This window comes from Paenibacillus sp. P5_B5, assembly GCF_056400365.1.
In genome coordinates this window covers 172,916-185,960 of record NZ_JBFULK010000004.1, presented here as the reverse complement: position 1 = coordinate 185,960, position 13,045 = coordinate 172,916, and the positions used below count along the sequence as shown (strand labels likewise).

Annotated in this window: 10 protein-coding genes; all 10 read right to left on the bottom strand. The window is 37.9% G+C overall.

All coding sequences use genetic code 11. The features are described 5' to 3' along the window. Nucleotides 1-547: 547 nt before the first annotated feature. The 10 genes from AC1DOK_RS07315 to AC1DOK_RS07270 all read right to left on the bottom strand — a co-directional run bounded on the left by AC1DOK_RS07315 (nt 548) and on the right by AC1DOK_RS07270 (nt 13,035). The gene (locus AC1DOK_RS07315; protein ID WP_477553591.1) at nt 548-3,883 is read right to left on the bottom strand and encodes a DUF5704 domain-containing protein; all 3,336 of its coding nucleotides are present in this window, start codon (nt 3,881-3,883) and stop codon (nt 548-550) included. A gap of 9 nt (nt 3,884-3,892) precedes the next feature. Beyond that, complete coding sequence (locus AC1DOK_RS07310; RefSeq protein WP_477553590.1) at nt 3,893-5,113, bottom strand: S-layer homology domain-containing protein; 1,221 nt, start codon at nt 5,111-5,113, stop codon at nt 3,893-3,895. Nucleotides 5,114-5,243: 130 nt separating this feature from the next. After that, complete coding sequence (locus AC1DOK_RS07305) at nt 5,244-6,227, bottom strand: hypothetical protein (RefSeq protein WP_477553589.1); 984 nt, start codon at nt 6,225-6,227, stop codon at nt 5,244-5,246. Further along, a complete protein-coding gene (locus AC1DOK_RS07300) occupies nt 6,214-6,765 on the bottom strand; it encodes a hypothetical protein (RefSeq protein ID WP_477553588.1) in 552 nt (183 codons plus the stop codon). The genes AC1DOK_RS07305 and AC1DOK_RS07300 overlap by 14 nt, the downstream gene beginning before the upstream one ends. Before the next feature lie 27 nt (nt 6,766-6,792). After that, complete coding sequence (locus tag AC1DOK_RS07295) at nt 6,793-7,179, bottom strand: hypothetical protein (protein WP_477553587.1); 387 nt, start codon at nt 7,177-7,179, stop codon at nt 6,793-6,795. An 8-nt stretch (nt 7,180-7,187) separates the two neighbouring features. Further along, a complete protein-coding gene (locus AC1DOK_RS07290; RefSeq protein ID WP_477553586.1) occupies nt 7,188-7,685 on the bottom strand; it encodes an ABC transporter permease in 498 nt (165 codons plus the stop codon). A gap of 25 nt (nt 7,686-7,710) precedes the next feature. Beyond that, nucleotides 7,711-9,732, bottom strand: a complete 2,022-nt coding sequence (locus AC1DOK_RS07285; protein WP_477553585.1) for a hypothetical protein — start codon at nt 9,730-9,732, stop codon at nt 7,711-7,713. Nucleotides 9,733-9,765: 33 nt separating this feature from the next. After that, the gene (locus tag AC1DOK_RS07280) at nt 9,766-11,568 is read right to left on the bottom strand and encodes a pilus assembly protein CpaF (protein WP_477553584.1); all 1,803 of its coding nucleotides are present in this window, start codon (nt 11,566-11,568) and stop codon (nt 9,766-9,768) included. Beyond that, a complete protein-coding gene (locus AC1DOK_RS07275; RefSeq protein WP_477553583.1) occupies nt 11,531-12,370 on the bottom strand; it encodes a chromosome partitioning protein ParA in 840 nt (279 codons plus the stop codon). The genes AC1DOK_RS07280 and AC1DOK_RS07275 overlap by 38 nt, the downstream gene beginning before the upstream one ends. Then, nucleotides 12,367-13,035, bottom strand: a complete 669-nt coding sequence (locus AC1DOK_RS07270) for a hypothetical protein (protein ID WP_477553582.1) — start codon at nt 13,033-13,035, stop codon at nt 12,367-12,369. Before AC1DOK_RS07270 ends, AC1DOK_RS07275 begins: the two co-directional genes overlap by 4 nt. Nucleotides 13,036-13,045: the final 10 nt, after the last annotated feature.

Genomic DNA, 13,045 nt, shown 5'->3' with positions numbered 1-13,045 from the left:
TTTATCAACAAAAAAACTCCCGTTCCTAACGATTATAAAATCGTCAGGGACGAGAGATCTGTTTATACAATCACCCGTGGTACCACCCACATTCCAAAACTACATAAGTCAATGAGATTCATTAGACTCATTCGTCTTGCTTCATGCGGTTAACGCCCGCTTACGCAATTCAGTTACTGACCGTTATGTTATTCACGTGGATTTATCACGCGATCATACCCGTGTTCACTGATTGTCCTCTGGGAAGTCTTTCACTTGCTCATCATAAGAAAGCTTACAGCCTAGGCTTTCATCTCTAGATATGTGGGGGCAAAATACTTTATCCCTTCATTGGATCAAAGGATTATCAAATTACATTATCTATATTCTAATCAGGTGATAACTCAAAGTCAAGATGATCCTTCATTCAAATTATTATTTTCTTTTTAATGAATCAATTTCATAACTGATCTAAATAGATAAATTGAAACTATATATAGACTAATTAAACCGTTTTGATCTATATATACTCCCGATTGAAGCAGCTAAAGGTAATATGAAATTGATTCTAATGTGTAACATTTGAATTAAAATCATCGTAGCTTGATAGGTCTCCGTGGTAGAAAATCACATCTCCATCCTTTAAGTTAAATGGATTCCCATATGGATCAGTAATCTTTCTTGTATATCCCTCCATTAGCCACTGATTGTCGAATGGATAAGCCTGATTATCTAGAGGATAGTACCTTAAATATGGCTGATCGAGCTTTTCATTACGAATGGTTTCGATATTAAAATTAACAATAAGATATCCATTTTTAAGGAATATAGGTGATTTCTCATCAATACCCTTATGCGTTCGACCATACTCAGCGATATTAGTTCCCTGCTTAACGACATAAACCGCGGCAGGCAGACTGTAATCACCATACCATTGTTGCTCAGCAGCAAGCTTTCGTTGTTGATCCACTCCTGATGGTGCATTCATAATCCCCTGGAATGTGCGTACTTGCCAAGGTAAGATCAACAAACTATACTTGCCCACCCAAGTAGGCTTACCTGACTTTACTACATAATTATCAATATACTCATCTCGACCATTGCTTGTGCTTGGATTTATTGTTCGAACATGATCATAAAGATAGTTTGCTGTATTTCGGATATCAACAAGAGGTACATTGCGAAGTCTAGTATTTAACGTAACCGTACGTTTCTCTATATCATTCGCTGAACCGATCTGTACAAATAACTTATCATTCGTATGATAATACAAATCTACTGCCTGACGATTACTTCCATCCTTATTTACAAAATAGAATGAGGGTAGTATCCGAACTGCATCACCAGAGTCGAACATATTCCCTTTCGTTCTCATATCGAAGCTGAATTGATAACCTGTTTTGACAGAAATATTCTTGTATCCTTGTGTAGGATGACTTCCAGGTCTAATAGGTAACAAATAGGGAGTACGATTACCTCTAGGATCGCCATCAATATTCTTATCCCCTACATAATAAGCTGCATCAGTAGGCTCACTACTAGCTTTATTCTTTCGAAATACTGTCTCCCAATTGAAATCTGCAATATCAGTGATGCGGAAATCGTACAATCTTCCAATAACATCGACTTTAATTACATCACTAGCAACATGATGGTCTAGATTCGTATTTGCATCGGGTTGTGATGTATGAGGAATAGGTGCATTCTCAGCTATTGTCCGAAATAAAATATCATAAAATCCTTCATCTACCCACACAGGAAGATTAAAAGTCGTATTCAATTGCATTGTCGGGACATCAATCCATTGTTCTTTATGATAAAAAATCGATTTATCAGCACTATAGACATCAAAAGGAAACCACACCTGTTTCTTACGAATGTATTTGGCATAATCCCGATCCCCATAACCCGGAATATTCAGATGTTGACCATCTGTTGGAATGGTGACGATGAATGGTCGATCAAGGATAACAGCCGATCGATCTAGTGCAGGATTAATCTTCTGGTTATGAGCCCTGTCATCCGAAACAGAAGAATAATTTACAACTGGCGTGTGGACTGTTACCGTATTAATTCCGTTGATCGGATAATCCTTCGGACTACCTCCTTTAATTCCTACAATCAAATCATAGTAAATGGTTCCAGAGCTTGTTGTATTAGCCTTATTAACAAGAGAATTGCTAATGGTGTTTCCACTGCTATAGAGGACATTCTGATTAATTTCTGAGGGCTGAGGTATGGTAGACGGTGTAGGTGCACTCTTCTCTGTTTCTTTGTTATCCATGATCTTAGATCCGTTGAAGGTTACTAGATCATTCTTAACTTTGTTCTCACCTACTGCCCCTTCAGCTTCAGAAGTAAAATCTTCTTTTGGTACAGTAGGTTTTTTATCTCCACCATCTCTTGTTTCAGTTCCTAAATCTACGGATTCACACGATGCAGGAGTAACATGATCTTCAAGTACATCTGAGTTCTCAGCATCTACAGATGGTGGGGTATAACCACTTGGATTAAGTGTTACGCTTCCTCCTGGTAGTGCGTAGTTCTCCATTATTGCCTTCTCGATGCCGTACACTTCTAAGTTGTCTATTGTCCAGTAGGAAAAATCTCGTTTAATTTGATATTCTTTCTCTACTTTTTCTGTTTCACTCATTGGCGTTTCGGTTGGTGGTAACGGCTTTCCATCTGGACCTTCCCCATTATCTTTCTTTTCAGTCCATGTGAGTTCATATGTTTTCTTTACTTTAACCGTAAATATGTAGGCTCCCGTTTGATTTGCAAACGCATTTTGGAATAAGTAGTTCATTCCAAAGGCGTTGGCGTAAAGATTTTCTGAGGTTGGAATCCCCTGCAGAACATCAAACTCTTCATTTCCTCTCGGATCGGAACGAATAACGCCGTTAGCCGACGGATTCATGACGGCTGCATTGTTCACTGTGCCTTTTGTCGGGCCAGTGACAGTGAATGAGCATGAATTACCGCCACCCGGATTACCTCCGTCACCTGGATCATCACCTTCAACAGCCCAAACGGTCATTTTAGGGTATTTGTAAACGTAACCGTTTACTCCGATCTTCCAACTGTTGTAATACCTAATTCCTAGATTGAGGTCCCCTGGTTTTGTATAAATCTCATCCTCCTCAACATCGTATCTCGCCTTAAAATCAAAATAGTACGTCATGGCTGCCTTATCAATTTTTGCTTCGCCAATGCTTATAATATTGCGCTGTTGTAATTTTCTCTTTCCATTATCTAATTCAAATTTCGTTTTATCGAAACCTAATTCATCAACGTCAGCAATCTTTACTACATCATTTGTATCAGTAATTTTAAGTTCAGAAATCATCATCGTGCCTTCACGGAAATCATCTACTACATTGCATTCTGGAATATCTCTTATTTTAGGATCATCAACATAAGGGCCATTTGTTTCTATGCAAGCTCCGCTAGGAGGACGTTCATAAATCTTTGGTATCATTTTGTTCGTATTGTGAAAGTGTCTTCCATGAAAATCGTACATCCATACTACTTTATTGGGATCTCTAAACCATGCAAAGGAACCTTCATTGATTTTCTCAATTCCTGTCGCTTCCATCTTTTCTCCTGTGACCTCTCCAATGGCATACTTGTTACCGCTTGATTTAGAGAGTGTCTTAATAACCTTCGTACCCGACTGATCGCGAAGCTCGACACGATAATTTCCTTGAAGATTTACTTCCACATCAGGGAACGAGAGCTTGGAAGATTTAGCGATTACGTAGTTACCTTTATCAAAAAGTATTTTAGTTGGATCTATTGTTACATCAGATATTTTTTGTGCTTGTCCTGCAGCAGCGTAAGCGTAAGGGAGATTCGCCCCGAATATGCTCAGGGCGAGTAGCAAGTATAAAAGCTTTTTATGCATCCTCCTCACCTACCTACTAAGTGAATAATCAATTTTTGATGAATACAAGTTTTGAACACCAGTATGTCCAAGCTCTTGCGAGGGTTCAAGATAAATCCATATACTACTATCCTTATTTACCGAAAACTCGCCTTTTGGTAGCAATGTTCCTGTAACGACTCTTATATCATGATGTCCTTTTTTAAGATCTCTGATAGAAGATGCTAGATACCCTCTCTTCTCTATATACTCCGCGTACATAGTAATCTCGTGTGGCTTTCCTGCTGCTTTTAATTCGTCTGATTCGATATTAAACTTATCTGTAAAAAATTCAACACGACTAAATCTAAATTGGTCATAATCCTTCTCTAAATCCAACACCATATGATTCACTGAAAACAACGCATAACTATTCGTAGGAACATCAGTATAGTGAGTAATTTTGTTGCCGTCCCTGAACATCCAACGTGCATTAGGAGGAATTAAACTGCGATTAGGATCATTTAGATCGTCCATATCAACAACCACATATTTTTCAACTTCGCTGTATCCAATCTTCCCTTCTTGCCGCATCAAGTTATCTTTAAATTTCGCCCCGAATTTATTGTAATCATAAGCAAAGTACTGCGGTAACATCGTTAAAATGTTCGTCTTATGCCAAGCTATTTCCGCACTCGATATTGCGTATTTATCGACTGGAAGTGTTCCTCCTGCTTTCACAGTTAAAATCCGTTCTATAACCGCGACTGCTTGCGCACGAGTTGAAGTTTCTTCCTCAGCTAGTACACCACCTGGATGGCCGTGAATCAGCCCATTCTTTGTTGCTAAGTACATCCATTTCTTGTCTTCATCCGTTGATTCACCTATTGCTCTAGCTGCAACTCGTGCCATTTCATAGCGTGTAATCGATTTGTTTACTTCTTGCTCACTTATATCATTATTAACAATCAATTTCTGCTCTTTAGCAGAATTCCAATAAGACGTATACCAAGCAGAACTCTCACCCTTTGACGATAATTTATATTTCAACGCAGCAACTGTCATTTTAATAAACTCAGCTCGTGTTACCGTGCCTTCTGGATTAAACGACCCATCTGGATAACCATCGACATAACCTTTAGTGACTGCACCTACAATATCTTTCTTCGCCCAATGTGATTCTTTAACGTCTGCAAAAGCTTTGGCTGGTACTTCTGCGGCACTACATACCCCCATGCAACTTCCTAACATCACACTAATAAATAGAATCATGAATCCTCTTTTAATTTGAATCAGTCCTCTCCATATTAACAATTGTTATATTTAGGTAAATTACACAGTTGTATAATCTATATATCGTCATATTATCCATCTTCTGTATATCGTTTTTTGAAATAAATATTCATAGGTTTGTATTCAAGCAATCACGAGGAAAATACCCATGCTTTGCTGCATCCTTCTCACTAGTAAATGTCTCAATAATCGTGTCCGAATAGGAACAGCTATCTCGAAAGTACACCTTGACTCCATCTCGAATCGCGCCATAAATAACAGGCTTCTTAAGAAGTCTGCTTCCACCTAAAGCATAATTATTGTAGTACTTGTCACCAATAGGAATGCCTTGAATAAAAGCAATTACACCCATGTCATTGATTGTATTATGCCACTGCTCTTGACTGATCAAGGGCAATGTAAACGTATAAGTAATACCATATTGACGAGCGTATGTATTATGAATATTGATGGCATACGCCAAGTCTTGCTCGATTGCATTAACGATCGTGCTTCGTCTAATTTGATCAAACTCATCTGGATTATTGAGAATAGGAATAGTAGCTAATGCTGCAACATCTATTCGGAATCCTTCACTCCATTTACGATCTGCTCGGTCATAAGCATAAACATAATCATCTAGTGTAAAAGATAGACTATTCCCAGCTTGGTCCACATATGCATAAGGCTTCTTAGGTTTCCATACGTGCTTAAGCTCAGTTTCCCCATTCTTATTCTTGTATTCTTCTACTGCGTAGATGTAATAGCCGTCATAATCCACTACCACTATTACAGGAATATAGGCAGCTAATACACTTTGAGCGATGGGGTCATCCATGACATTAAAATTCATGTACATTGTCCGAAAGAAGGCTTTGATCGCTTGTTCTTTATTCGCTCTAAATCTCTTCATCGATTCATAATTAGCTTCATATTCCTGTTTTTCGTTGAAATTAAGTGCAGTTGCTGCGTCTTCTATAGCTGCCGAAATATATTGATTATAGAGCTGTTCTGTTTGCAAATTTACTTTCTGAGCCTTAAGCTGCTGGCCATTAATATATGTCATCGGAAAAAGAATTAGTATGAATACAATTGCTAGGTTAGTAATCTTCATTTAACACCATTCCCCCATAAGGGATGTGAATTCTAGTATTATTACCTGTGTTCGATTGATTTAGGAAATCTCGAATTAATGTCGCATTCGTCCTATTCGTATTCTTAACAATAGCACCAAAATAATCACCAACAGTAAGCTTATACATTCGACTTGAATCATCTAAAGGCAGGGTATTGTTTGGATAAAGAACGGATACAATTTGTTCATGATAATATCCGTCATAATCGATATTGAATGCAGCTTGGAACGTTGCTGAATTAGCCGGATCTGTATAAATCGGGTTATAGCGTTTATGTTGATGTTCCAACTGAATATCGAACGTATTTCCTGTTAGATTTAAGGCTTGTACTAAATCGTTATACATCATAGGTGTTACATATCCCTTGTTCCTAACTGCATCAACAAAATTAACGACTAACTTATTGGCCGTCATGTAAGAAATCTCGTCTTGTTTCTCATAAGAATCAGATATCGGATACAAGTACAGCAATAAGACAGCTAGAATAGCAGCAACTATCTTCGATATGGCATTCACTAGTAGTTAACCTACCTCCTGTTATTGCTATTGTGGATTAAATATGATTTTGCTCAACCCGCCATTCTCATCTCTGATATAGGTGGGTACATAACTTCTATGGACATCGATCTTGCTAACATCCATATGATTAATGTCTAAATTACGAAAGAACTCTTGGCCATCTACCTGAATATCTGCTCCAATGCTTCCAATATGATAAATAGACTGCAATACTTCTGCACCTGTGACTTCATATTTCTTAGGAATGGCAAGTGTTGTATGTATGTTACGATCCTGACCTACATTAAACTTATTTGTTATTTCTACAGCCTGTGAAACTTTAATAAACAACATCGCACCTATCGTAAGTGCTCCAATAAACAAGCCGATCGCAGCAGTTAATTCAATCATCTTCTGTGCAGGGTTATCCATAACATCATTTAATTTTCTTGATTAAAAACGATGGCACGAATCGCATTGCTTTTATCTCGAATGAGCTTTGACTTAAATTTTCCACTTGGATTAATATAATCTTCATTTACTTCATTAGTTGCCTTAGCTAGTGTTCCATCAGGCTCTATTGGACTCACTTGACCATAATTCACATCTTCTGGGTCACTTGTCACGATGACATGCTTATGATACCAAGAACCAATATTGCTGTTAGCAATGTTCTTTCCAGTTCGAACTTGAACACCAAAACTTCCTTTATCTTTGAATTTGCGCAGTGCATTAACAACCTGACTACCAGAAAGTATGGTATTATCGTAAACCATGTAAGCTTGCTCTGCTAACTCTGTTTGAATCCCAGCAAATTCATTCTGCGCTTGTTTGGAAGCATCCTGTGCAGATCCAAACAAATTGACAACCAACGTAATTAAAGCGATCGTCAGGAATAAACCTGCTGCAATCAATAAAGCTCTTTGTGCATTACTCATTATTCATTTCCTCTTTTCTTCTAGATTATTGTTGAAGCACTTTTACATATTGAGTCATTTGAACTGAGCTAATATAAAGAAGAGGGATGACCAGATACATAAATACCAGTGCATACATAGGAGCAAATCCAATGAGTTTCCCCCAATTTGATTTCTGTTCAATCACTTTCTCATAGTGTTGTTCACGCTTCTGCTTGTAATACTCTTGTTCCATTTCCAAATCATCAAAAGCTAATTTGAGAGGAATCTTCTCTACAGCAAGCTGTAATCGTTCCACGACTCGAACAAAAGGAATGAACACTACATCATGTTTCAATTGCTCCAAAGCTTTCTCCGCTCCATGATCATAATGAAGTAAACAAGCTTGCAGAGGTGCCTTGAAGATAGTGGCAGATCGCTCCAACCATTCTAGTACATTCTCTACTGAAACTCGTTCAAACTCGCTGAGTATAGCAATCAAGGTATGGAACTGATCTACTTCATTCTGCATATCGATTGCACGCATTCTTCTTTGAAATTGTAAAATCCAGATTGGGACATGGTATGCTATCACACTGAGAGCAAGTCCAATTGCCAGCTCCCACCACTTAAAATACTCACTTTTGAGAAGATTGATTTTTCCAAAAATTCGATTTGCGGTAATGATTACAGCTGTGGAATTCCGATCATCTAGGGTCATTTCACTTACTTTGTGAATCACTTGTTCTTTAGCAAGATTAGGGGATACCTGTAAATTTTCGATGACAGAACGATCAAAGTCTGTTAATTGCTGGGCTTTAATCTGTTCATCAGCAGGAAGCTTACCGATAAAAGCCGTCTGTTTGGTCGGAGCATGTAACACTTGGTTAATAGAGGTCATATGCATGTAGTAGAATAAAACGAGCACTCCAACAAAACAAACTAAGGTAAGCAGCATTCGGTGTAAATAAAACCATTCAATGGTATAAGGTGAATTGGTTTCTTTAAGCAAAGTCGTTATTTTAAAATATTGCCTTGTATGTGTGCCAGGTACAAACCGATCAACAATCCATTTAATCGGCGAATAGCTATAGAGCTTTTGCCTCCATTTATTACGCCTAGGCTTTGCACTATACTCCGCTTCATCGTTCTCAAGCATTTTTCTAAGTAATACATAGGATACAATTATGATTAGAAACACAATAACCTTAAATACAATACCAATTTGTCCTGAATAGAAATCACTTATCGCTGGAAAATAGGTGCTAGCCCAATTCTCAATTGGTGAAGTAAAGAGGACGGGTAATAATGCAATAGCAGTCAATCCCTTTAATAAATGTCCTAATTTCTCTCTCCGAAGAATATCGAAGTTCATCTCTTGTGTAAGACGATTAAGCGCATTCAAGTACAATGAACCGTTCTTAACAAATTTATCGCCGTACTCCATGATAAAAAAAGAGATTCCTGCAAACATCTTCAAATACCGATTAGGTGCAACCTCGTAATATTCATCCAGCCTAGCTTTGGGATCATTAGACGTTAGGATATGATGTACCCGCTCCGCATGTAATTCAGCTTCATAGCTCGACACTTGTGCCGCTTCATAAATAGCTTCTTCAACCATCTTGTGTTGTTGATAGTAATGGCGAATATGACTTAAACACTGCACGAATTGTTTAACTACCCGATCCTCCAATCGGTTAACAAAGGCGTCAATCATCATCCCATTGATGACAATTAATCCAAGTATTACCCAGATGATAAACATTAAATTAGGATTTATCAGGATGACTAATAACAGCGTTATTACCGTAAAACCTAAAGTGGCGAATGTAATTTTCATCGTTTCCTTACGTACGGTGTAACCATCATACGTATGAATATTCTCCAGCCGTTTACGTATTTTACGTACATAGCTTTTAAGAAACGGAATATTTAATGACCACACATAAGATTTCTGATATAACTGCATCATTTTCTTCCGTGTATTTTCTTTGGAAACAAGCTCTTCAATAAGGGTTGCCATACTCCGCCGATCACCTTGTCTTGAGCTAACCCATAAGAATAGAGCCACACATACCATTGTCACTATAATTAGGGCACCGAATAGCATCCACATACGTTACTCTGTTACCCCCCACTGCTCGATTAGAAAAGAGTTAAAGGCATCTCTATCCTTAGTCGACATAAATCTAAGCATCTCTTGAATGTTATTCTCTGAAATTCGGCTGCCAACAACATACTTACCGTCTTTAAATTCAATAATATTATTTGCTTTGAATATATGGCCTGCATGCGGAGTATCCGAATCAAAATGCTCAAGTGGTACACATTCTGTTATTCTTTCAATATAACGTCTACCGTTATAATCTTTCGTCAGATGAATATCAAAATTAATAACTTGAACAACCTGCTCTTCAGCAATCATTTCGTTATTAAATATCCCTACCTTAAGCAGTGAATTACGGAGGGAATAAACTAAATCCTTGAACGTCTTAGCATGGTGTGTGAATACAGTGAAAAGACTTGCAACCTGTGACATCTGTATCATCCACGCCGCGACTGCATCTGTAGCTATTTCGCCCAGAATGTTCACTGCCCCATCCGTTTTCTTCTGAACGTCTAGACCTTCTTGTCCGGATACAGCACTCGTTTCTCGAAAGGTTAATATATTACGCTCTGGATAAATATTACGAGCATGCAGCTCAAATGCCATTTCTTGAATTCGAAGCGTAAGTGACCCGTATATGGATTTAATCATTGCCATTAACAGTGTTGTCTTACCACTGCCTTGTGCTCCAGTCACAGCTGTTATCCGCGCACCCTTCATCAAATATCGAATCATGGCAATCGGTAGCTCAGCATTCTCATCCTGTATTAGCCGCTCTAGGCTAACATTAGGAAGATCGAATTTCCTAACAAAGAATGCCCATGATTCGGAGAACGGGGGTCTTACAACTACAACTCGTGATCCATCCTTCATTTCATTAACCTTGTAACCATTCGCTTCGGATAACTGTCCAGGATTATTGTATTTGTAAATATTCTGGCATATCCGCTTAAGCTCTAGCTCTGAACCAAATGATAGGAAAGAACAGTGAATCGATATCCCCTTATAGAACAACCATACACTTCGATTAGCTAGAGCATTATCGCCACCAATTCCTGATACCCCACCCGAAACGCCATCAATATTCATATCGCGAATATCATCAATAACCCCGAAACCTTTGTAATACGCGTAGATTCGCTGAACAATAATATGCAGCTTGTCCTCAAACGTTATTCTAGGGTTCTCTAGCTTGTAGATATCATGGATCTCATTCTCCGTGATAATGAATGATTCACTTTCTGCATTCTCGATAATCATCTTGGGTTGATCGAGTTGATAGGCCTGGATTATATCATTCAAGGCATCAAAGCCTACCTTCTTTTTATACACATAGAGCAGAATCTCAAATTTATCCTGTGTAGTAAGCTTACCTCGATCCTCAAATGGAACCGCATAATTGATCGTCTGATCATTTAAGTTATAAGTTCGAATCAATAGATCAAATATGAATTGTTTAACATACGTCTTATCATTATAATCACCTGTCGTACACCCCTTTAAAGCTTTCTTGAGCTCTGTTCTTTGGCTGCATCGACGCTTGAATTCCTCCTCTGTTAGTCCCAGATCATATAGATTACTGCTCACAATTTCATTAAGCTTGTGACGAATATGCTCTGTCATGTTTGCGATCGTATACTTCTCTATATCAAGTCGTTCATTCTTATTAGGTTTATAATTAGGTTTGTTTTGGGCTAGTTTTACATATAAAAGGATAATAAGTCCAAATGATAACAATATAATGATTACCAGGTTAATAGCTGAGTAGGACAACATCTTAAGATGCTCTCCGTTCGATATATATCGAATCAGCATCTATCCCTGCTTTACTTAACAATGCTTGAATGAATCTACGAATTTCTTGGATAAAAAAATAATTCTCATGACGCTTCGATACATTGCGGTTACGCATGAAGAATTCCAGTACGCTCCTATCATTACATGCATCTTTGTAATCTGTACAATAAGGGATTGTATAGATTGGATCTTTATAATCAAACCTCCTAGCTATATTCGTTGCAGAATACTTAGATTTGGGATCGTATTGCCCTATGACTACCATAAAAGGCTTGCTGTTCAGCGCTTCTGGCCAATCTTGTTTAGAAAAGAAGCGTTCTAATACCGTCATATTCTGACTTAGATTCACGACAATCAAATCAGAGGTTTCTAATAATGACTCTGTTATCGTATTCTTATGTCCACTATGTATATCGAGCAATATGGCATCGTAGCATTGATCTGCGCAACTGAATATATCTGGTAATACATCCCTCATATTCTCGTATAGTGGTTCCGTCGGTTTCGATGTTCCGGTTAACAGGTCTAACCGATTCTGAATAATTGGAATCGTATAATCAGCTACGATCTCGGGTATTAAACGTTTACTACGAGCTAATCTCTCTAAAGCATCAATCCCAATATCAGCATAATGCATCGCCCGATTAAGAATAGTTGAGCTTTCGGTAAAGACTGATTCTAAAGTAGATCTTGACCATTGTGTTTGACCAACCATAATTCGTGTCGCATATTCAAAGCCAATCATCGTGGCAGCTGCTACGACATTAGATGTGGAACCAACTTGACCATGCACGCTTCCCCAAAAAGAAATTTGACTCAAGACAACTTCCCCCTGATTACATATTTTAACGCTTTCCTTAGCGGCTTCGCTTGAAGATTAGATACTCTTACTAGTAATTCTATAAGCATTCTCTTGTAACTCCGTGATAGGCCCTTCAGATTTACCCTACTCTTATATTGATTACTTAGTTTAACTGCGTAATCATATTCATCATGATGAATGATAATCGCTTGATCAAGCCAAGTAATTGGAAACGCCTCTAGCGTCGAGTCAATATAGACTTCATCCATATGACAGTCAACATGATAAATGACTTTGTGCATTTCAATCGTTTCATTGTTCTGTGTTCGGACAAATTGATCTATTAACAATTGATTCTGGACAATTGTTCGTTTCTCGTAATTCGTCACTAGAATACATGATTGAAACTCTTTATAATTCAGCATTTGCGCTGGATCATCTATATCAATAATCACATAATCATATATTTCGTATTGGTCTTCTTCCATTACACCACTAGCAATGTCAAAGCCATCATGTTCACTTAATTTCATGTTCGAAATATGAGATACCGCATATTGATACATTTGGTTTGATGTTGCATCAATTAATAAAACTCTATAACCGCAAGCCGTTAGAATTTTACTAATATAAATCAGCAAATCACTCTTATCACAAGCTCCTATAACAACTATACGGTTCATCCATATTCCC

Coding starts and splice junctions, on each gene's coding strand:
- AC1DOK_RS07280 (WP_477553584.1), bottom strand. CDS start 11,568: ATGCTGATTCGATATATATCGAACGGAGAGCATCTTAAGATGTTGTCC.
- AC1DOK_RS07305 (WP_477553589.1), bottom strand. CDS start 6,227: ATGAAGATTACTAACCTAGCAATTGTATTCATACTAATTCTTTTTCCG.
- AC1DOK_RS07295 (WP_477553587.1), bottom strand. CDS start 7,179: ATGGATAACCCTGCACAGAAGATGATTGAATTAACTGCTGCGATCGGC.
- AC1DOK_RS07310 (WP_477553590.1), bottom strand. CDS start 5,113: ATGATTCTATTTATTAGTGTGATGTTAGGAAGTTGCATGGGGGTATGT.
- AC1DOK_RS07290 (WP_477553586.1), bottom strand. CDS start 7,685: ATGAGTAATGCACAAAGAGCTTTATTGATTGCAGCAGGTTTATTCCTG.
- AC1DOK_RS07315 (WP_477553591.1), bottom strand. CDS start 3,883: ATGCATAAAAAGCTTTTATACTTGCTACTCGCCCTGAGCATATTCGGG.
- AC1DOK_RS07270 (WP_477553582.1), bottom strand. CDS start 13,035: ATGAACCGTATAGTTGTTATAGGAGCTTGTGATAAGAGTGATTTGCTG.